This is a genomic window from Pseudomonas sp. LBUM1663 (assembly GCF_059695905.1).
On the sequence record NZ_CP166792.1, the window covers coordinates 4,100,344 to 4,116,598 of the forward strand.

Annotated in this window: 24 protein-coding genes and 2 pseudogenes; 11 read left to right on the top strand and 15 right to left on the bottom strand. The window is 59.4% G+C overall.

The annotated features are described in order from the left end of the window. Positions 1 to 7 precede the first annotated feature (7 nt). Complete coding sequence (locus ACA075_RS18745) at positions 8 to 313, top strand: DUF7693 family protein (protein WP_497294529.1); 306 nt, start codon at positions 8 to 10, stop codon at positions 311 to 313. Here ACA075_RS18745 and ACA075_RS18750 read toward each other — a convergent pair. Genes ACA075_RS18750 through ACA075_RS18760 form a run of 3 tightly spaced genes read right to left on the bottom strand, consistent with a single transcriptional unit; the run spans position 310 to position 2,438 of the window. Next, complete coding sequence (locus tag ACA075_RS18750) at positions 310 to 1,278, bottom strand: saccharopine dehydrogenase family protein (RefSeq protein ID WP_497294531.1); 969 nt, start codon at positions 1,276 to 1,278, stop codon at positions 310 to 312. The two genes, ACA075_RS18745 and ACA075_RS18750, sit on opposite strands and share 4 nt — an antisense overlap. Beyond that, positions 1,275 to 1,676, bottom strand: a complete 402-nt coding sequence (locus tag ACA075_RS18755; protein WP_497294532.1) for a VOC family protein — start codon at positions 1,674 to 1,676, stop codon at positions 1,275 to 1,277. The genes ACA075_RS18750 and ACA075_RS18755 overlap by 4 nt, the downstream gene beginning before the upstream one ends. 18 nt (positions 1,677 to 1,694) lie before the next feature. Then, positions 1,695 to 2,438, bottom strand: coding sequence for an SDR family NAD(P)-dependent oxidoreductase (locus tag ACA075_RS18760; protein ID WP_497294533.1), 744 nt, complete (start codon positions 2,436 to 2,438; stop codon positions 1,695 to 1,697). 138 nt (positions 2,439 to 2,576) lie between these two features. Between ACA075_RS18760 and ACA075_RS18765 the strand changes: the two genes are divergently transcribed. Then, positions 2,577 to 3,470, top strand: a complete 894-nt coding sequence (locus ACA075_RS18765) for an AraC family transcriptional regulator (RefSeq protein WP_497294535.1) — start codon at positions 2,577 to 2,579, stop codon at positions 3,468 to 3,470. Between the two features lie 7 nt (positions 3,471 to 3,477). Here ACA075_RS18765 and ACA075_RS18770 read toward each other — a convergent pair whose 3' ends face one another. Then, a complete protein-coding gene (locus ACA075_RS18770; protein WP_497294537.1) occupies positions 3,478 to 3,627 on the bottom strand; it encodes a hypothetical protein in 150 nt (49 codons plus the stop codon). Here ACA075_RS18770 and ACA075_RS18775 point away from each other — a divergent pair. Further along, entirely contained in the window at positions 3,626 to 5,311 is a 1,686-nt protein-coding gene (locus ACA075_RS18775; RefSeq protein WP_497294539.1) for a sensor domain-containing diguanylate cyclase, read from the top strand. The genes ACA075_RS18770 and ACA075_RS18775 overlap by 2 nt on opposite strands. A 158-nt stretch (positions 5,312 to 5,469) precedes the next feature. Here the strand turns inward: ACA075_RS18775 and ACA075_RS18780 are convergent, their stop codons facing one another. Then, complete coding sequence (locus tag ACA075_RS18780; RefSeq protein WP_497294541.1) at positions 5,470 to 5,805, bottom strand: hypothetical protein; 336 nt, start codon at positions 5,803 to 5,805, stop codon at positions 5,470 to 5,472. A gap of 180 nt (positions 5,806 to 5,985) precedes the next feature. On the opposite strand from ACA075_RS18780, the gene ACA075_RS18785 reads away from it, so the two are divergent. The 3 genes and pseudogenes from ACA075_RS18785 to ACA075_RS18795 all read left to right on the top strand — a co-directional run. Further along, entirely contained in the window at positions 5,986 to 6,360 is a 375-nt protein-coding gene (locus tag ACA075_RS18785) for a hypothetical protein (RefSeq protein WP_497294542.1), read from the top strand. Further along, the gene (locus tag ACA075_RS18790; RefSeq protein ID WP_497294544.1) at positions 6,357 to 6,563 is read left to right on the top strand and encodes a helix-turn-helix transcriptional regulator; all 207 of its coding nucleotides are present in this window, start codon (positions 6,357 to 6,359) and stop codon (positions 6,561 to 6,563) included. The genes ACA075_RS18785 and ACA075_RS18790 overlap by 4 nt, the downstream gene beginning before the upstream one ends. Positions 6,564 to 6,569: 6 nt before the next feature. Beyond that, positions 6,570 to 6,722, top strand: a pseudogene (locus ACA075_RS18795) (alpha/beta hydrolase); the annotation flags it as partial. Positions 6,723 to 6,770: 48 nt separating this feature from the next. On the opposite strand, the gene ACA075_RS18800 reads toward ACA075_RS18795, so the two are convergent. The 3 genes and pseudogenes from ACA075_RS18800 to ACA075_RS18810 all read right to left on the bottom strand — a co-directional run bounded on the left by ACA075_RS18800 (position 6,771) and on the right by ACA075_RS18810 (position 8,097). Further along, positions 6,771 to 7,187, bottom strand: a complete 417-nt coding sequence (locus tag ACA075_RS18800; RefSeq protein WP_497299294.1) for an MFS transporter — start codon at positions 7,185 to 7,187, stop codon at positions 6,771 to 6,773. Between the two features lie 24 nt (positions 7,188 to 7,211). Beyond that, positions 7,212 to 7,694 (bottom strand): annotated as a pseudogene (locus ACA075_RS18805) (MFS transporter); the annotation flags it as partial. 130 nt (positions 7,695 to 7,824) lie between these two features. Further along, entirely contained in the window at positions 7,825 to 8,097 is a 273-nt protein-coding gene (locus ACA075_RS18810) for an RNA-binding protein (protein WP_497294546.1), read from the bottom strand. Positions 8,098 to 8,233: 136 nt separating this feature from the next. Between ACA075_RS18810 and ACA075_RS18815 the strand changes: the two genes are divergently transcribed. Both ACA075_RS18815 and ACA075_RS18820 read left to right on the top strand, forming a co-directional pair. Then, positions 8,234 to 8,434, top strand: coding sequence for a Com family DNA-binding transcriptional regulator (locus ACA075_RS18815; RefSeq protein WP_424481137.1), 201 nt, complete (start codon positions 8,234 to 8,236; stop codon positions 8,432 to 8,434). After that, on the top strand, positions 8,395 to 8,979 hold the full coding sequence (locus ACA075_RS18820; RefSeq protein WP_497294548.1) for a DNA cytosine methyltransferase: 585 nt from the start codon (positions 8,395 to 8,397) through the stop codon (positions 8,977 to 8,979). The genes ACA075_RS18815 and ACA075_RS18820 overlap by 40 nt, the downstream gene beginning before the upstream one ends. 726 nt (positions 8,980 to 9,705) lie before the next feature. Here ACA075_RS18820 and ACA075_RS18825 read toward each other — a convergent pair. Further along, positions 9,706 to 10,131: a DUF1801 domain-containing protein gene (locus ACA075_RS18825; protein WP_497294550.1), complete on the bottom strand. Its 426-nt coding sequence runs from the start codon at positions 10,129 to 10,131 to the stop codon at positions 9,706 to 9,708. Positions 10,132 to 10,260: 129 nt separating this feature from the next. Further along, positions 10,261 to 11,196 (bottom strand): Ppx/GppA phosphatase family protein, encoded by a 936-nt coding sequence (locus ACA075_RS18830; RefSeq protein ID WP_497294552.1) that lies wholly within the window; start codon positions 11,194 to 11,196, stop codon positions 10,261 to 10,263. 213 nt (positions 11,197 to 11,409) lie between these two features. Here ACA075_RS18830 and ACA075_RS18835 point away from each other — a divergent pair, with 213 nt between their 5' ends. Continuing rightward, the gene (locus ACA075_RS18835; protein WP_497299295.1) at positions 11,410 to 11,862 is read left to right on the top strand and encodes a thiol-disulfide oxidoreductase DCC family protein; all 453 of its coding nucleotides are present in this window, start codon (positions 11,410 to 11,412) and stop codon (positions 11,860 to 11,862) included. After that, positions 11,859 to 12,227 carry a DoxX-like family protein gene (locus ACA075_RS18840; protein WP_497294554.1) on the top strand — a complete coding sequence of 123 codons (369 nt, stop codon included), beginning with the start codon at positions 11,859 to 11,861 and terminating at the stop codon, positions 12,225 to 12,227. The genes ACA075_RS18835 and ACA075_RS18840 overlap by 4 nt, the downstream gene beginning before the upstream one ends. A 70-nt stretch (positions 12,228 to 12,297) precedes the next feature. Here the strand turns inward: ACA075_RS18840 and ACA075_RS18845 are convergent, their stop codons facing one another. After that, entirely contained in the window at positions 12,298 to 12,897 is a 600-nt protein-coding gene (locus ACA075_RS18845; protein WP_497299296.1) for an HD domain-containing protein, read from the bottom strand. A 327-nt stretch (positions 12,898 to 13,224) separates the two neighbouring features. On the opposite strand from ACA075_RS18845, the gene ACA075_RS18850 reads away from it, so the two are divergent. Next, the gene (locus ACA075_RS18850) at positions 13,225 to 14,289 is read left to right on the top strand and encodes an alpha/beta fold hydrolase (RefSeq protein ID WP_497294556.1); all 1,065 of its coding nucleotides are present in this window, start codon (positions 13,225 to 13,227) and stop codon (positions 14,287 to 14,289) included. A gap of 94 nt (positions 14,290 to 14,383) precedes the next feature. On the opposite strand, the gene ACA075_RS18855 is transcribed toward ACA075_RS18850, so the two are convergent. The 4 genes from ACA075_RS18855 to ACA075_RS18870 form a co-directional block, all read right to left on the bottom strand. Next, positions 14,384 to 14,842 (bottom strand): metallophosphoesterase family protein, encoded by a 459-nt coding sequence (locus ACA075_RS18855; protein WP_497294557.1) that lies wholly within the window; start codon positions 14,840 to 14,842, stop codon positions 14,384 to 14,386. Between the two features lie 56 nt (positions 14,843 to 14,898). Beyond that, the gene (locus tag ACA075_RS18860) at positions 14,899 to 15,507 is read right to left on the bottom strand and encodes an eCIS core domain-containing protein (RefSeq protein WP_497294559.1); all 609 of its coding nucleotides are present in this window, start codon (positions 15,505 to 15,507) and stop codon (positions 14,899 to 14,901) included. Between the two features lie 90 nt (positions 15,508 to 15,597). Beyond that, positions 15,598 to 15,762 (bottom strand): DUF2986 domain-containing protein, encoded by a 165-nt coding sequence (locus ACA075_RS18865; protein WP_497294560.1) that lies wholly within the window; start codon positions 15,760 to 15,762, stop codon positions 15,598 to 15,600. A 354-nt stretch (positions 15,763 to 16,116) separates the two neighbouring features. Beyond that, a complete protein-coding gene (locus ACA075_RS18870) occupies positions 16,117 to 16,242 on the bottom strand; it encodes a hypothetical protein (RefSeq protein WP_497294562.1) in 126 nt (41 codons plus the stop codon). Positions 16,243 to 16,255: the final 13 nt, after the last annotated feature.

Genomic DNA, 16,255 nt, shown 5'->3' on the forward strand with positions numbered 1-16,255 from the left:
GAACGCTGTGCCGCCCCTGACCACCCGCGAGGTTTACCAGCAATTGCGCGATGCCGCGCTGGAAGTCCGGCCTCTGATACGGCTCGGCGAACAACCCGAGCCCGGCCACGTGCACGTCGATATCGAAGGCTGGCGCCTGAGCCTCGGTGTCGACGATAATCGCCTGCTGCATTGCAAACGTTGCCAACGCCCGGACGGCCGCGAGGGTGATCTCGACCGTTGGCAACGTTACGGCACCGACCCGGTCAGTTTGCTCAGCACCTGGGAGCTGGCGCAGATCGAGCGCTTGCTGTGCCTTCAGCGCCAGCCTTAGAGATCAACGATCACCGTTTCGGCAATGCTCTCGGCAAACCCCACACCGAACAGACGACCCGGTGTCTCGAACCCGGAACGCCTCTCCCCGGCCAACACGCGTCGCGCCGCTTCCACCGCGGCCAACGGTGTGTAGGAGTAGCCGTTGATCGTCTTGATCATCGACCGCGCAACCAGCCCATCTGCCCCCGTCACCTCGGCAATCGCACGGGCCCGATGAGACAGGCGCTCTTGCTCGCTGGGGCCATCGGGAAGTCGGGACAAGTCGCCCTCGGGAAACGCGTCAGCGCTGATGTGCACGAACATCGCGATGTTCGCGATGCCCGTTGAGCGCCCACCGGTGACCAGGTCACCGAACGACAGCGGCGCGCAGAGCACAGGCCCTGCGCCGAAATCGAAGTGACGCGGCTGCGCATCCGGCGCAGGAACGAGTACGCCGTCGACCCGCGCCATCAATCCCGCACCGATGATCTCGCCAACGCTATTGGCCGATCCGCGGGACATGGAGCCTGCGACCTGCAGCGCGATCCGTAGCGACTGCGGCTGTTCGACGCGACGGGCAACGTGCAGGGCGAGGCAGTCCGTGGGGACAACGTCCCAGCCGACGCCAGGCAACAGCATCACACCGGCGTCCTCGCCCAACCGCTCCGCCAGCCGGTAAACGTTGATTTCGGCAGTGATGTCGAGATAGTCGACCCCGGCCTCGATGCAGGCCCGCATCAACGGTTCTGCGGTCAGCACAAACGGGCCGGCGCAGTTCAACAGGACGGTGACGCCGCTCAGCGCTTGCGCCGATTGAGCGTCGGGCGTGAAGGTGCGATAGGGCACGTTCAGTTGCCGGGCAAGCGCGGCCAATCTTGTCGCATCGCGTCCGGCGATTTCGAAGTCCAGCCCGGCTGCTTTCGCCTGTGCCGCGACCATCCGACCGGTGTACCCGGTTGCGCCATAAATCAGAAGTCTGCTCATTGTGGGTGCTGCCAGTTTTTATAGACGAACTCGAGGCTGTAACCATCCGGGTCCAGGACGTTGGCCGCGTAATAATTCGGGTCGTAATGCAACCGTGCGCCGGGAGCGCCGTCATCGGTAGCGCCTGCTTTCATTGCAGTGGCATAGGCCGCATCGACCTCGCCCCTGCTGTTCGCAACGAACCCGACATGCGCAGCCCGCCCCTCCACCACACCTTCACGCAGCCAGAAAAACACCCGGCCTTGCGCGCCAAAACCCTTGAGGTCCGGGTGGCCCGGCGGGCCGTCCTTGCCGTCATAATCCAGCCGGTGAGAGATCCCGAGCGGTGTGAGCGCCGCGGTGTAGAAATTGACCGAGCGTTGGGTGTCGCTGACGGAGATAAAAACATGATCAAGCATGGAATGCGCCTCGCTGATTCAGATGATGTAACCGCCGGAAACCTCAATGGATTGCGCGTTGACCCAGGCACTTTCTTCGGACATTAGCGTGGCGATTACTCGACCGACGTCGTCCGGTTCGCCGATGCGACCGAGCGCCGTTTGCGAGGCCAGCAGCGTCTCGAATTCTTCGCTCAAACCACCCCCCAGTTCGGTGCGAATGGCGCCAGGCGAGACGGCATTGGCACGGATGCGCCGCTCACCAAACTCCTTGGCCATGTAACGGGTCAGTACTTCCAGCCCGCCCTTGAAAGCGGCATAAGGCGCTACGCCCGGGGTGACCACCCGTGTCGTCGCGCTGGTCAGGTTGACGATGCTCGCGCCCTCCTCCATCAGCGGCAACAAGGCCTGCGTCAGGAAGAACGGGCCTTTGAGGTGAACGTTCATGAGGTCGTCGAACTGCGCCTCGGTGACCGTCTCAAGTGGGTTGAACAGGCCGTGGCCGGCATTGTTGACCAGACCACCCAGGGTGGTGGTTTGCCAGTTCGAATGCAGCGCTTGTCGTACCGCATCGACGAATACGCCGAAGGCCCCGGCACGGCTGACATTCAGTTCGAGGGCAACGGCAGTCCCGCCTTCGGACCTGATGCGCTGAACAACCGAATCGGCCGCCTGCACGTTGCTCTTGTAGGTCAGGATGACGCCCATCCCACGCCGGGCACAGTGCACTGCGGCGCTGGCACCGATGCCTCGACTGCCGCCGGTAATGACGATAACGCTCATGGCTTGCTCCACTGTTAATCAGATGAGCAACCACGGTAACCATAGTCCCTCCGGCGAGCGCAGCCGTTACTACTCCAATCCTGCCTGTTTCTGCTTTTCGCTTGCGTCGTGCGTCACCCTGCGGTCAGATGTCTCCCCATGGAAAACCAACTGCATGAACTCAGAACCCTCGCCGCCAGGGCCGAAAACCGGCGTACAGAGACGGGCATTCCGCGCGTGGCCATGGTCCAGGGTGCGATTCCCGAACATCAGTTGGCCGCTGTCTATGAGCCGATGATCAACCTGATCCTGCAAGGCAGTAAGTCGATGACCATCGGCGATCGCACACTGAGGTACGACCCTGCGACCTATTTCGTGATGTCGATTGAACTGCCTGCGGTCGGCAGTGTGCACCCGGCCACGTCCGGCGAACCTTACCTCGCCGTCGCCTTGACACTGGACCCTGCCGTTCTGGCGACATTGCTGACAGACCTGCCAAAACCTGTCGCACCGTCTGAGCAGGAAGCCGGTTTTTCGGTGGCAGCGGTCACACCCGAGCTGATGGACGCCTGGGTGCGCATGCTGCGATTGATGGACCGGCCGGCGGACATCCCGGCGCTGAGTCCGGTGTACGAGCGGGAGATTCTCTATCGGGTTTTGCAAGGACCGCACGGCTGGATGCTCCGCGAAATCGCCGCGCCCGATACGGCCATGGCCCGTGTCAGCCTCGCCATCCAGTGGATCCGCCGCGCCTTCGCCGAGCCGCTGCGGGTCGAGGACATGGCCCGCACAGCGTCGATGAGCGTGTCTGCGTTCCACCGCCATTTCAAAGCCGTCACCACGCTCAGCCCCTTGCAGTATCAAAAACGCGTGCGGTTGCTCCAGGCGCGGACCTTGTTGGTGGCGAACGCTAAAAGCGTCACCAGCGCCGCGTTTGATGTCGGCTATGAAAGCGCGACCCAATTCAGCCGGGACTACGTTCGTGTCTTCGGTTTGCCTCCGGCCCGGGATGCTGCGCGGATTCTCGCGCAAATGCGCGGCCGTACCGACTGAGGGCTTTTCAGTCCGGCTTGAAACGCGGCCTCTGTTTATTGTCATCGCGCTGGCGAATGCGGGGATCGATCATGGCCATGAAAGCGCCGCCACTGGCAGCGACCCCTCCATTGCGCATACCATGCCGCGATTCCAAAAACTTCAGATAGGCCCCCATGATCAAAGCCAGTCTGCGTAGTCACCTGACACTCTGGTTTGCCGGCTTGTCGCTGCTCACGCTGGTCAGCGTGGGGTTTTATGTCGGCCACATCGCCACCGAGCAGATGAAGCAGGCCAGCGGCAACGCGTTGTTGAGCACGGCAAGGTCTGCGGCCGAGTTGCTGGGCGCGCAACTGCATGAGCGTCAGCTCGAAGTGTCCCTGCTCAGTCGAGCGCCGTTTTTCAAGCATGGCGACCTGGACGATCCGGATATCTTGTCGTCGATGGAGCTGCGTTCGCAGTCCCGCGCCGAGTACGCCTGGATGGGCGTGGCTGACGCCAACGGGCGTGTACGGCAAGCCGTGAACGGCCTTCTGGTGAATCAATCGGTGAAGGAGCGCCCCTGGTTCCAGGCCGGGTTGCGCGGTGCCTATACCGGCGATCCTCATGAGGCGGTCCTGCTGGCCAAACTGCTGCCCGGAACCGCCAGTGGCGAGCCTTTGCGCTTCATCGATTTCGCCGCGCCGATCCGCAATGCCGAGGGCCAGGTAATCGGTGTGCTGGGCGCGCATGCCCATTGGAGCTGGGTCACGCGGATTGTCGACTCGGCCGTGCTGCGCAAGGACATGACGCCTGAAGTGGAGGCCCTGATCGTCGACCACGACGGCAAAGTGCTCTACCCGGAATCGCTCATGGGGCAACACGTGCCGAACATGCCGCAGGCCCGGGAAAACCATTCCGATACCGCTGGCTGGTCAGTGGGCAATGGTTACCTGACCAGCGTTGTCGCGGTCCCTACTCCCTCAAGCACGGACCTTGCGTGGTACATCGCGGTAAGGCAACCGCTGGATATCGCGCTTCGGCCGGCACGTATCCTGTTCTACAAGTTGCTGCTGTTGGGCGTGATTGCCGCGATCGTGTTCGCCTTGGTAGCTTATTACCTCGCGCTGTACCTCAGCCGCCCGATAGAGTTGTTGGCCAAGTCGGCCAAACGGGTACAGAACCAACAGCCAGGTGCAACGTTCCCCCAAGACCATCCGGTGCGGGAAATTGCCCAGCTGGGTCAATCCCTCCAGGGCATGACGCAATCCCTGCTCGGCAAGGAACGCGAGTTGCAGGAGGCCAATGCCTCGCTGGAAGCCACCGTCGCACAACGCACCGCCGCCCTTACCCAGGCCAACGCCGATCTGTTGAAACTGGCCACCCACGACGCACTGACCGGCGTGTACAACCGGCGCCGATTCGACGAGAAACTGGATGAGTGCAACCTGCTGTTTCAACGCACCGGACGGCCGTTTGCGTTGCTGTTCATTGACGCCGACCACTTCAAGCAAATCAATGACACCCACGGCCATGCGATTGGCGATGAAGTGCTGCACCAACTGGCGCGGCTGATTCAGGACAACACCCGCGCCACCGATTTCGTGGCCCGTTACGGAGGCGAGGAATTTGCGGTGCTGTTGCCGGAAGTCGAGGAACCGGAGAGTCCCGAAGTCGTTGCCGAGAAGATCCGCGCTGCGATTGCCGAAGCCAGCTTCGCCACGGTCGGGCACGTAACGGTGAGTATCGGCATCGGGCTGGCCGAGTCATCGGACAGCAACACCACCGCACTGATCAAACGTGCCGATCAGCAGCTCTATCAGGCGAAGTGGTCGGGAAGAAACCGGGTGGCTCCGCAGACCAGGGTGACGGAGCGCCACTGATCATTCCCACCCTGTGGCGAGGGGGTTTACCCCCGTTGGAGTGCGAAGCGCTCCCAAAATCTTCGACAGTGCCGAGACCTTGGGGCTGCTTCGCAACCCAACGGGGGCAAACCCCCTCACCACAATTGCGCGCCCGCCAAGAAGACCGGGTATTGCGCTTACTGAACGTTTTTCAGCTTGACCACATCACCGGAGATCTTGGTGGTGTAGCCGGTCAGGACCCAGGCCCAGAACCAGTTTTCCTGCACCTGGGTGTTGATCATCGCGTCGCCGCCCTTGGCTTTGATCGCCGCGTTCTGAGCGCGAACAAAACGGTTGTTCTGCTGGATCGGGATCACGCCGAACAGCAGCAGGCCAGTGGCGCTCGCTTCACTATGGCCCAGGACGGTGTATTGGCTGCTTTCATAATGCTGGGTGTTCATCGGCGTGCCGGTGCAACCCGCCAGAACCAGACCGAACAAGGCAACCGCGGCAACTTTACTAACGTACTTCACTGAAAAAACTCCATGAGATATTGCCCGGGATCCATCTCTCGGGCGGCGCACACCTTAACGGATGTGATGGCCAATTGGTATCTCCTACGCAGGACAGCAAAAACCCAATGTAAAGGGTGCTTTACATCCACAAAAACATCGAAGAATATGTAAAGGACGTTTTACATCAAGGACTATGAAATGAAACGGTACTACTGCGAAATGGGCGTTGCGCTCGCCCTGTATTCGGTCGTGTTGATGGCTTCGATATTCCTGCTACTGCGCTTGCAAGACGCCAATCTTGTTCTGCGCACGGTCATCACGCTGACCCCGGTGATTCCGGCTGCCTTGATATGCTGGGCCGTGGTCCGGCAGCTTCGGCGCCTGGACGAAATGCATCTACGCATCCAGTTTGAAGCGCTCGGCTTTGCGTTTGCGGCCTCTGCTCTACTGACCTTCAGTTATGGCTTTCTGGAAAACGTCGGCGCGCCCCATCTGCCGTGGTTGTGGGTATGGCCAGTGATGGGGTTGATGTGGATCATCGGGCTGCAAGTTGCCAGACGCCGTTATCAATGAAGAACCGACTCAAGGAACTTCGTGCCGAACGCAAATGGTCGCAGGTCGATCTGGCATCGCTGCTGAACGTCTCGCGACAGACGATCAATGCGATTGAAAACGGTCGGTATGATCCGAGCCTGCCACTGGCATTTCAAATCGCCCGGGCATTTGAGTTGCCCATTGAAAGTATTTTTGACGATGGGTTTTCCAGTCAGGGCTGATGCGTGGATCCGTTCTTCATCCCGCCCGGCGCCGAGGCTTTCACGCTAGACAATCCCAATGCCATCGTCGAGTTGCTGGACACCGGACACTTCGCGCTGGAGACCCCTGTGGTGTACATCGCAAAGCGAATCATCGAAGTCATTGATAGCGCCGTGTAGTGGTGTGAAAGGCGGGCGCACTCTTGTGTCCGCCCTCCCCTGATCGCCTCAACCCTGGGTAACAGCAACCTGCGAATGCGCAGATGAAACCGGCTCGGGAGCAGGCTTGTCGTCCAGCTTGATAAACATCGCCAGCACCGGTCCCATCAGCACCACGGCGATGGAAGCGCAGAACGCCACCGCCCAGTTGTTCCCCGTGATGTCGAGCAACCAGCCAATCACCACCGGTGACACGGCGCCCGCCAGGGCCATGCCGGTGAAGGTGCACGCGCTGGAGGTCTCGGAGTGTTCGTGGGACACCTCGGTGCCGATGACCCAGAGCGGCGAGTCGGCCAGTTCCGAGCAGAAGAACGAGAAGCTCAGGCCGCAGGCGCAGATGATCAAGTCATGGGTGGACATCAGTGGAATCAAGCCGATGATCGAGGCCAGGAAGCCAAAGATGATCAAGTCACGACGTGAGCGCAGACGGTTGCCGGTGACCTTGAAGCGCTAGTCCGAGAGCATGCCGCCGACTGCGGTGCCGACGGTCCCGCCGAGCAGCACAAAGGTCGAAAATAGGGCGGTGTGGGTCAGGTCCATGCCGTAGCGCTGGGTGAAGAACGACGGTATCCAGTTCAGGAAGAACCACAACACCCAGCCATGACAGAAACAGGTGGCAGCGGCCGGCCACACTTTGCGCAGCATCTGCGGCCAGTTCACCGGTTTGGCCGCCACGGGTGGCAGTGGCACGGTGGCGATGGCGATGGCGATGGCTTCGACCAGTTTCTTCGATTCGCTCAGGCTGAAATACATGATGAACATGTAGATCAGCGTCACCACGCCGAGGATGACGAAGGTCAGGCGCCACGAGAACTTAATGATCATGAACGTCACGATCAACGGTGCCAGTGCATTGGCCAGGCGCCCCGACGCATGCATCATGCCCTGGGCCGTGCCGCGTTGGGTGATAGGGATGGCGCGGGCGATCATGCGGGCGGCTGTCGGCTAGATAGGCGCTTCACCGATGCCGACCACGAAACGTGCAATCACCAACACCACCAGGCCACTGACCAGCCGGAGCAGATCCGACAGCCCCTGCAACGGGGTACATACATTTTCGCGCTCACCTCATATCTTGCCTACTAAGGCTTTCTTCGAATAAAGCAGCGAAACTCTCGTCACCTTTATAAAAAACCACCTTAGACTTTCCAGAACCCATCATTTTAGCGGCAGCGGTGGTGCCGTCTTCATATTTAACCACTGCAGTTTTTTTCAGCCTATTAACTACAACACCTAACACTTTCCATCCTTTCTCTTCGAAATATTTTCCGAACTCGTCCTTAATTGTTTCTTCATCAAACCTTGAAGAAACATTAATCGTCATTTCATAAATCATGCCTTTGCCCTCAGCTGCGTTCGTACGGTGCCTAACCCACGACGCTTCTGACTTCTGGCCACTGTAAGAAATAACAGTTTTTTAGACCAAATCGAAATCATGGCTATTACCCGAACCGCAAAAACGGGACATATAAATGCAAGACATACGTTGCGGCCACTGCCACCGCAAACTCGCCGCCGCTAGCGGCTTCATTGAATTACAGATCAAGTGCCCGCGTTGCCGGACACTGAACCACTTGAAGGCCCAGAGCCTCCCCCAAGCGTGCCGCGAGCATCCAGAACAACGAGTTCATGAATGCAGCAACCCACCCTTGGCAGCCTGTTCGCAGGCATAGGAGGCTTTGATGTCGGATTTGAAAACGCAGGTTACCGCAGCGCCTGGCAAGTTGAACTCAACCCGGTCAACCGGGCTGTGCTTGCCGATCGATTTCCCCATGCACGCCAATTTGAAGACGTGCGCCAGTGCGGCGCTCACGACCTCTGCCCCGTCGATGTCCTCACCGCCGGCTTCCCCTGCCAGGACATCAGCGTCGCCGGCGCCCGAGAAAGCAACCGAGACAGCCGCGGACTACGCGGCGAACGCAGCGGGCTGTTTTGGGAAGTCATACGAATCCTCAAAGAAACACAACCTCGCTGGGTGGTCCTTGAGAACGTCGTTAACTTGCTCGCTGTCAACGATAGCCAAGACTTTGAAACAGTCATGGCGGTGGCTTTTAACCTTGACCAAAGCCCGGCTAATGGGCGTCCCATTTGTTCATCTTGGGATGGCACCTACAGATATCAAAGAAGTACCCTACAAGAGCTTGAGAAGCACATGAGAAATATCCTACTTTTGACAGTTAATTTTAGACAAAAAAAAGCCCGCCTCAGCCGAAACTGAAACGGGCTTTTCCCCATATCAACGACCGTTACTTCAAGTCGTCAAAGTGGTCTCGCAGGAACTCGTAAAAGCGAAACGCTTGAAACGATCCCCATACGAGACTCAGTGTACGCAGCAATTGCTTCATACGTTTTGGCCTCCAGGTTGGGGGCCAAACCTCCAGCGCACTTACCGGATCACGCGAGCCTTCGGGCATACATGCTAGTGTCACCCCGAGGCGGCCGGTTGAGTTCCCCCCGAGTCATCATTCCGGCACGGGTGCAAAACCGTGTCTGAGGGCGTGAAACTGTTAGGTCACTGGCCAAACCCCATCAGTCGCACCAGCATGTGAGCGCCGGCATATTAACCTAGATACTCAGGCGCAATGGTTGATCTTTGACGTTCCAGGGCAAAGGGATGACATGTTTTTGTAAAACGTTATTTCTGTTAGGTTATAGCTACCGCTATGAACACACCAATTCACTACTGTTATCTTCAGATGACGTAAATCAACCGAAGCAAAACAACGTTGCAAGGATAAGCAAAGCTTAATATCATGCCCCACGCTAGTGTTGCCCGTGAGACGTACTAGGCCCCAGTCGCAAGCTGTGGCTTACAAAAAAGAACCGCCCCGCAAAGGCGGTTTTTTTTCGCCTGGCGTTTTTGGACCTTGGCCATGTTGGCTGCGCTTCGCCCGCCATATCGCGCGCAATGGGATCACGGTGAATAACCCCACCTCCCTTGCTTTCATTTCGCCGGTTTGGCATGCGCGGTCGTTCGCGAGGTGTTGAACGCGACGGCGGCAACGATCAGCGCCCTCAACGCTTTCTCATCTATCTCATCGCCTTCATGCACATCAATAGCCCGTCGAGTGTTGCCTTCAAGACTGGCATTGAAAAGCCCCGAAGGATCCTCCAGCGACGCACCCTGGGCGAAGGTCATCTTCACGGCGTTCTTGTACGTCTCGCCGGTGCAGATGATGCCCGCATGCGACCACACCGGAACCCGCCACTTCCATTCTTCGACCACGTCAGGGTCGGCCTGTTGGATCAGCGCTCGGACCTGGGCGAGCGTTTCGCCACGCCAATCACTCAGTTCCTTGATTCTCGCGTCTATCAACGAAGAGGCATCTTCACCCTCTCCGTCCTTTGCACTGATGGTTTCCTTCGTCATGGGGTACAGCCTCCTTCAGGATGGTTTCGCCCGGTTCATGATAGTTGGCGTTCGCCCGCGCTTGAGTAGCGCTGACTGAAGACTTGCATCCATGACCCGCAAAGACTGCAGTCAGTCGACAGCACCCTGTCAGTGCCTGGCCATCAACCCATGAAGCACGCCGACCCTTAATCCCGCTTCGGAAGGTGTCATCTGCGAGATACCAAAAACCTTGAACGCGGCCAACATGACCACCAGACCGCCCGGCAAACTACTCAGCCGATGGGGTTGCAAACCTGCCAGCCTGAGGTGATTGACCTGCCCCGCCTCAAGCAGGCGCAACGACAAGCGCAGCAAGCCGCCGTAGGTGATTCCGCTTTGGCCATCGTCATTCAAGCCGTTGGCCTTGAGGACTTTGGCCAGCATCCGCGCGGTGCCTGAAGAGCCGATGGCCTGCTGCCAACCCAGTGCACGGTAACGACGTGCGACCTTTTCAAACTGCACAGTGGCGACACGCTCGGCTTCGAGCAGGGCCTGAGCCGTGATGCACCCTCCGTGAAAGTAACGCGAGCCAAAAGTGCTGCTGCCAATGGCAATGCTTTCGGTCAACAGGGGCTGGGCGCCCTGTCCCAGAATCAACTCGGTGGAGCCACCGCCAATATCCACCACGAGCCGCATACTCGCGGCACTCGGTGTCGTGTGGGCAACCCCGGCATACACCAGCCGGGCTTCTTCATGCCCGGAGATCACGTCAATCCGAAAACCCAGATGACGCTCAGCGCTGGTCAGGAATAGCTGGGCATTGTCGGCTTCGCGCACCGCGCTGGTCGCCACGGCCCGCACCCGTCCAGACTCAAAACCGCGCAGTTTTTTACCGAATCGCGCGAGCGCTTGCCACCCTCGATCCAACGCCAACTCATCCAACGCGCCGCCCTGAAAACCTTCGGCCAAGCGGACGGGCTCGCGAAGGGTTTTGACTTCCTGGATCACGATCTGCTGGTTGCGTCTGACCGACTGGCCAATCATCAGGCGAAACGCGTTGGAGCCCAGGTCAATGGCCGCAAACAGAGAGGCGTCTCCTTTCATGGTGAGGATTCCTGGAAAAATTCATCAGCCCGTGGGCGGGGGTTGCGCTGGGTGTTCAGGACGGTTTGCGATGATCTTGCCATGCCTTAGGTGACACCCAGATGACACCGCCCTTTGTTGGCCATCCTCGATAGAGGCTGGCGCTTCCCGTAAAGACTTCCGCCCAGGCACGCGGGTATGATCCGGGATAACCCATTCCCCATGGCCCCCTCTATGCCAGCGTGCACCATCCGCCCCTCCCCCGCGCCCTTGCTCCAGCCAGGCGAAACCGTGGTCTTGTTCGACGGCGTGTGCAAGCTGTGCAATGGCTGGGCAAAGTTCCTGATCCGCCACGACCGCCACCAGCGCGTGCGGCTGGCGGCAGTGCAATCGCCCGAGGGGCAGGCGCTGCTGGCGTGGGCAGGGTTGCCTCTGGATCAATTCGAGACCATGGCCGTGATCCGTGACCGGCACTACTGGGTGCGTTCGGATGCCGTTTTCGAAGTCATCGCCCAATTGCCCGGTGCCTGGCGTGCATTGAGACTGTTGCGTGCCTGCCCACGCAGGCTGCGAGATTGGGCCTACGACCGCGTTGCGCTGAATCGATATCGGCTCTTTGGAAAATACGACACGTGCCTGTTGCCCACGCCCGACCATGAGCGTCGATTTTTGAAAACGCCGACGTGAGCGCCTTGAAACGCACTCACTGGATCGCCCGGGGAAGCCTGGCGTTCATGTTTGCCTACCATGGCCTGGTGCCCAAGCTGCTGTGGCTGAGTCCTGGCGAGCGGACCATGATTCAGTCTCATGGTATCCATCAGGTGGAGGTGTTTGCCTATTCCGCCGGGGTCGCGGAGATTGCCCTGGCCTTATGGATACTGCTCGCGCAACGCATCGCCTGGCCGCTGATCGTTGCCTCGGCGGCGCTGGCTGGCCTGCTGCTGGATGTCGCGATTTTCAATGCCTCCATGCTCAGGGATGCCTTTAATCCCGTCACCCTCAATGTGGCCGGTCTTGCGTTGTGTGCGGTGACCTGGAATAGCAGGGTTTGAGCGAACAAGTGCGAACCGATCCGCGCACGGAACGTATCCCGGCCAAAACCTGAAATACCGCGTGGAAAACTCACCGCTCCCAACGCGAATTCAGAATAACGCTGCAAAGATTCACCCGCTGGGAACCCGGATCCTTGTAGGCCAGGAAATCATCGTTGAAGGTCCCGAATGTACTCTGGGGCCGATGCTGCAGCCCGTGATAAAACGCGTCGATCATTTGATGGGCAAAGTCGGTATCGCGAGGATAGGCGGCGATCACCGCTTCGCGTTGTTCGTCCGTGAACAGCTCAAAACCACGCCCCGCCACGTCCATTCCCGCGCCGGCCTGCACCAGCGCAATCTCTGAATGCATGTGCTCTGGAATGCCCGGCGTCGTATGGAGCGCGACGGCGTTCCAGACTTTCTCGATGTCCCCTTCGGCGATGTGATGGCCTCGCAGGAAATCGCGCGCGGCATTCGCACTGTCCACCTCGAAGCGAAGCTGACTCTCGCGATAGATCGAGGTCAGGCCGAGGTCGTGGAACATGGCAGCGACGTAGAGTAACTCCGGGTCGAACGCCAGGCCCTTGCGCACCCCGAGCAACGCCCCCCAAAAGTAGACACGCGTGGAGTGGGAAAACAGCAACTCGCTCTCGGTATCGCGAATGAGCTGCGTCACCTCGCGGGCCATTTTGCTGTCAGGGATTTTCACGCTGAAAAGGTCGTTCGTCGCCACGGTTTATCCTCTGTCACAGATCGGCCCGCTGATCTGAAAAAGGGTACGCGTCGCTCAGGCCGCGACCCAGCGCCAATATCGCGAATTTTCAAGGCACCAATTGCAGCTTTTTCGCTGCGCCGCTGTGTATCACAGTGTGTATGGCTATCCTCTTGATACATCCGTTTTCACCGGGCCTGCGTTTCGACACAGGTCAGACACGTCGCCGCGTTCAAATGCTCTCAAGGTTTCAAGGGGCTCAGCCAGAACCCCTGGCCAACGCCTTGCAACGGAGACATCACCATGAAGATGGCAATGCAGAACAAAACCGGCATGACTCGCCGCCACCTGGTCGGCTCGTCGATCCTGGCGTTTGCCCTGTTCGGCGCGCTCGGCGCGGCCCACGCGCAAACGACCGCCACCGTGCAGCCAGCCGCGACCAAGGCCGACGCCACTTATTCAACACCCTCCCCGTTCGGCCCGCTGAAGCACATCAAGGCCGGACTGCTGAACGTGGCCTACGCCGAAACTGGCCCGGCCGACGGGCCGGTGGTGATTCTTCTGCACGGCTGGCCGTATGACATTCACAGCTATGACGAAGTCGCCCCGCTGCTTGCGGCGAAGGGGTATCGAGTATTGATGCCGTATGCGCGTGGCTACGGTGATACGCATTTCCTGTCCGAGACAACCCTTCGCAACGGCCAACCGGCCGCGTTGGCCAGTGACGTCATCGACTTCATGGATGCACTGAAGATCAAACAAGCCGTTCTCGGGGGTTACGATTGGGGCGCGCGCTCCGCCGACATCGTCTCGGCGCTGTGGCCAGAGCGGGTCAAGGCGCTGGTTTCGGTCAGCGGCTATCTGATCGGTAATCAGGCGGCCGGCAAGAACCCGCTGCCGCCCAAGGCGGAATTGCAGTGGTGGTATCAGTTTTACTTCGCCACCGACCGCGGTCGTGCCGGGTACGAGAAAAACACCCATGACTTTGCCAAGCTGATCTGGCAACTGGCTTCGCCAAAATGGGCGTTCGACGACGCCACTTTTGACCGCAGCGCCAAGGCCTTGGAAAACCCCGACCACGTCGAGATCACCGTCTTCAACTACCGCTGGCGCCTGGGCATGGTCCAGGGCGAGCCTCAATACGAGGCGCTCGAACAGAAACTGGCCACGGCGCCGTCCATCAGCGTGCCGACCATCACCCTTGAAGGCGATGCCAACGGTGCGCCGCACCCTGCACCCGAGGATTACGCCAAGCGCTTCACCGGCAAATACGAGTTCCGGTTGATCAACGGCGGCATCGGTCACAATCTGCCGCAGGAAGATCCACAGGCGTTCGCCAAGGCGGTGATTGATGCGGATCACCTCTGAGGACGATCTGAAATAGCCCTTTCACAACGACGGCTCGTTTTATCAACGAGCCGTTTTTTGTTGGTAAAAATCCCGTTGACCCAGCTCGCGAACATCATTCCAGCAAAGAGACCAGACGCGGCTCCAGGGACGTTTCGAACACATCCAGCAGCGCCAACGTCACCGGCAACTTGAAACGCCGCCGTCCCGCACTGCCGGGATTGAGGTAAAGCTGTTCGCCACGCCACTCTATCCTTGGCTTGTGCGAATGACCGGTGATCACCAGTTTGATGGCTGAGTCGAGCGCGGCCGGGAGATCGGCGATGTCATGCACCAGCAGTGTTTCCCATCCGTCGAGATCGAAACGAAGAAGGTCGGGGATTTTTTCTGCCCAGGGGGCGTCCAGGTCATTGTTCCCGCGGACGACGTACAGCGGGGCGATAGCCTTGAGTTGATCGAGAATGTCGGCGTTGCCGATGTCGCCTGCGTGAATGATCCGCTCACAACCCGCCAAAGCAGCCAGGGCTTCGGCGCGGAGCAAGCCGTGGGTATCGGAAATCACACCAACTTTCATGCGCCGCTCCAGATCAGGTTCAAGGATGAGCGCAGTGTAACGCTGCTGTGAGCATGCTACGGAACAGGCTCAATGACTGATCCCGTTACAGGTCCGTTGCGCACCGTCCGCCTGACCTCAGCCTGTATGGCATAAGCCGGCGCCTCCACAGCATTGAAATCTTGTGTATACCGCTGGGCAAATCCTTCTACCCCCCATTCCTGAAACTGCTGCACATGCTTGAGTTCGTGAGCCCAGAGCACGCTGTTCTGTTCTGCGGTTTCAGCATCTCGGAAGAGGATGATGTCGATCAGCGTAACGGCTCCGACATCCGGGTTTTGCAGCATGGCAGTGGCGGCGTTGAACTGGCCGTTGTCGCTGACTTTGTAACGTGCGGCATCGAGGACGCTGGGGTCGTACCAGCGCAGCAGTTGCTCCCGGATGTGCGGCGGAATGGGTTGGAGGCCGGTGATGGCGGCGTCAGCACGGGCTTGGGTCAGCCACAGTGCTAAAGCCGGCGCGGCGATCTGGTAGAGGTCATCCGTCAGTCCCATGTCTGGCAGGCAGATGCAGCCGTCCAGGCACACTTGTTTCTCACCGGCCGGGCAGGCGCCGGTCTGGGCTGGCACTTCAAGCGTGAGGCAAAGAACAAACAGCGCCACCAGGCGCGTGGTGATGGGCGGCATTGGACGCTCCCGGGAAGGACGCGGTGCGAACAGTGAGTCGGCGCGTCGGCAAAACATCGCTGGACACGACAGACCACTGTTTCCTGCAACTCACTCGCTCTCAGAGGAAGTGACAGGGTCGAGACTGGACTCAGCAGCGAGCTTCAAGCGGTCAGCCTTGCTGATGTATTTAGACTTGCTTGCCGGCGCCAGTTTCGCACTGGCCTTTTTGGCGTGCGCCTTTAATAACTGCTTTATTTTTTTTTGACGATTCATGGTTTTCCACTCGGTGTGTCAGCGCTCGAATGATATCAGCTTAAATTGCCGGACCCGATCCCCGGGTTGCGCACAGGGTGCACAACCCGGGAAAGGGACGGTAAATCGCAGGCGCTGGCAGAACCGCCCGTCACCGAACGCCTGCCACCGCCGCAATCTGCCTAAGGCTGCGTAAAGCACTACCCGAGGGAATAGACAGGGAAGTCCGTATAACCGACCTCGCCGCGTCGGGTGCAATACGTTGATCGGTCCGCTTCGGCTAACGGCCAGCCGTGCTTGAGGCGCTCTGCAAGGTCCGGGTTGGCGATAAAGGGTCTGCCGAAGGCAATCAAGTCCACAGCAAGGTTTCCTCGGTCAGCGGGTCCGCCGGAATACCGTGGAACTTGCCGAACGAGACAGGCGCACACCCACACGCCCCGGACCCCATTCCCGCACCGCCGCTTCAACGACTTCCAGCAGGAACCGTGTACGGTTTTCCACGCTGCCTCCTCCA